This window comes from Microcoleus sp. LEGE 07076, assembly GCF_015207455.1.
Taxonomy (GTDB): domain Bacteria; phylum Cyanobacteriota; class Cyanobacteriia; order Cyanobacteriales; family Microcoleaceae; genus Microcoleus.
In genome coordinates, this window is record NZ_JADEWV010000421.1 from 1 (window position 1) to 2,188 (window position 2,188).

Sequence of the window (2,188 nt, forward strand, 5' to 3'; positions counted from 1 at the left end):
CCTATTTGCTTTCTTCGGGAACCACTTTGGAGCCGATGAAACCAACGATTCTATCTAGCAGCAAGCCAACAATTCCTACATAAAGCACTGCCAGAATCACGGAGCTGAGTCTAGAACTGTTGTAAGCGTCCCAGATGAAGAAACCGATACCGACACCGCCGACTAACATTTCCGCAGCGACGATCGCCAACCAAGACAAACCGATGCCAATTCTCAAGCCTGTGAAGATGTAAGGAACTGAAGAAGGAATCAGGATTTTCCAGAAGTATTTTTGATTGGGGAGGCGCAATACGCGGGCTACGTTTCTGTAGTCTTGGGGTATTTGTTGAACGCCTACTGTAGTGTTAATGATAATCGGCCAAATTGCGGTAGCTAAGATTACAAAAAGAGCTGCAACTTCGTTAGTTTTTACCCCCATGCCTTCAAAGGGATTGAACTGTTGAAATACGGCCAGAGCGATCGGCAGCCAAGCTAGAGGCGGGATAGTTCTGAATACTTGAAACAGCGGGTCTAAAGCATCGTACATTAAGGTGTTTGTGCCGATCAATATTCCCAAACTAATTCCGAGAATTGCTGAGAGAGTAAAGCCGATCGCCACCCGCTGCAAGCTAGCCAAAAGTTGCCAAAATAAACCTTTGTCGATGCCACCGTTGTCGAAGAAGGGATCGATAATCAAATTCCAGGTTTCTTGGACTACTCTAATCGGGCCGGGCAAGGATGAACCCTCACCGTGACAAAGGATTTGCCAAATTGTCAGCAAAACTGCGATCGCCACTAGGGGACGGAGCACTTTTCTGCGGTTTTTCTGAACCAAATCCAGCACGAAATTTACCGGATTTTTACTTTTAGAAACAGAGAGATTTGTTGCCATTTTTCTATTGTGAGGAATTAGCAGTGAATGGATAATTGCTTATAGATGCGTTGACCTAATTTTAAATTTGAAATTTGAGATTTGGTAACAATCTTATAGTTTCCCGGATGGTTATCAATCCCCAAGCCCAAACTGTAAATCTTGAATCGATTGAGTGGCTAATGGTTAATTTATTGCGGTTAACCATTAGCACTGAGCATAGCCTTCGGTTATGCTTTCTTGATTACTAGAGCCTTCAAATATTCTTCTGGCTTATCAGCGTCAAATTTCACGCCATCAAAGAAGGTTTCCACACCGCGAGAAGTTGTAGTCGGAATTTCGGTAGCCGGAACACCCATTGCTGTCGCCGCTGCTTTCCAAATGTCCTCACGGTTAACTTTATCAACTATGGCTTTGATGTCGGTAGTTGCGGGCATATAACCCCAACGAATATTTTCAGCGATGAACCAAGCATCGTGGCTCTTGTAGGGATACGAAGCATTGTCAATCCAGAATTTCATCGCCACTGGACTAGCTGCTTCAACGCGACCGGTGCCGTAGTCAATTTCTCCCTTCATGCGTCCGACAATATCTGCTACAGGTACCTTTAACCATCTATCTTTACCGATGATTTGACACATCTCTTCTTTATTTTCTGCCTTATCGCACCACTGTTGAGCTTCTAAGACAGCCATTGTAATTGCTTTAGCAGCTTTAGGGTTTTTGTCAACCCAATCTCCCCTCATAGCTAAAGCTTTTTCTGGATGGTCTTTCCAAAGTTCTCCGGTGATTAAGGCGCTGTATCCTACCTTTTGAGAAATTAGCTGAGCGTTCCAAGGTTCGCCTACGCAAAAGCCTTCCATGCTGCCGGATTTCATGTTAGCTACCATCTGGGGCGGCGGTACGGGAATCACGGAAACATCTGTATCTGGATTGATGCCACCGGCTGCTAGCCAATACCGCAGCCACAAATCGTGCGTGCCTCCAGGAAAGGTCATAGCCATAGGCACTTTCTCACTGCCGAGAGCTGCTTTCAATGGTTTGCAGTCAGTACCTATTTTTAAATCTAGGTATTTTTTGCTGAGGGAAATTCCTTGACCGTTAACATCTAAACGAGCCAAAATGTACATTGGCACCGGCAGATTGCCTTTGGTGATTGTACCCAATGCCATTTGATAGGGCATGGGGGATAAAATGTGGGCGCCGTCGATGCCGCCTTTGTCGGAACCGAGTTCTAAATTGTCGCGCGTCACCGGCCAAGAAGCTTGTTTGGTGATTTTCACGTCTTTCATGCCGTATTTGGCAAAGTAGCCTTTTTCTAGGGCGATGATTAAGGGC

General features: G+C 45.4%; 2 protein-coding genes. Both read right to left on the minus strand.

Features of this window, described 5'->3' with window-relative positions:
- Position 1: 1 nt before the first annotated feature.
- Positions 2 to 871, minus strand: a complete 870-nt coding sequence (ntrB, locus tag IQ270_RS29860; RefSeq protein ID WP_193976714.1) for a nitrate ABC transporter permease — start codon at positions 869 to 871, stop codon at positions 2 to 4.
- Between the two features lie 209 nt (positions 872 to 1,080).
- On the minus strand, positions 1,081 to 2,188 hold a 1,108-nt coding region (locus IQ270_RS29865), incomplete at its 5' end, for a CmpA/NrtA family ABC transporter substrate-binding protein (RefSeq protein WP_193976715.1).

Excerpts from the sequence above, each read along its gene's own strand:
- ntrB (WP_193976714.1), bottom strand. The coding sequence starts at position 871 with ATGGCAACAAATCTCTCTGTTTCTAAAAGTAAAAATCCGGTAAATTTC.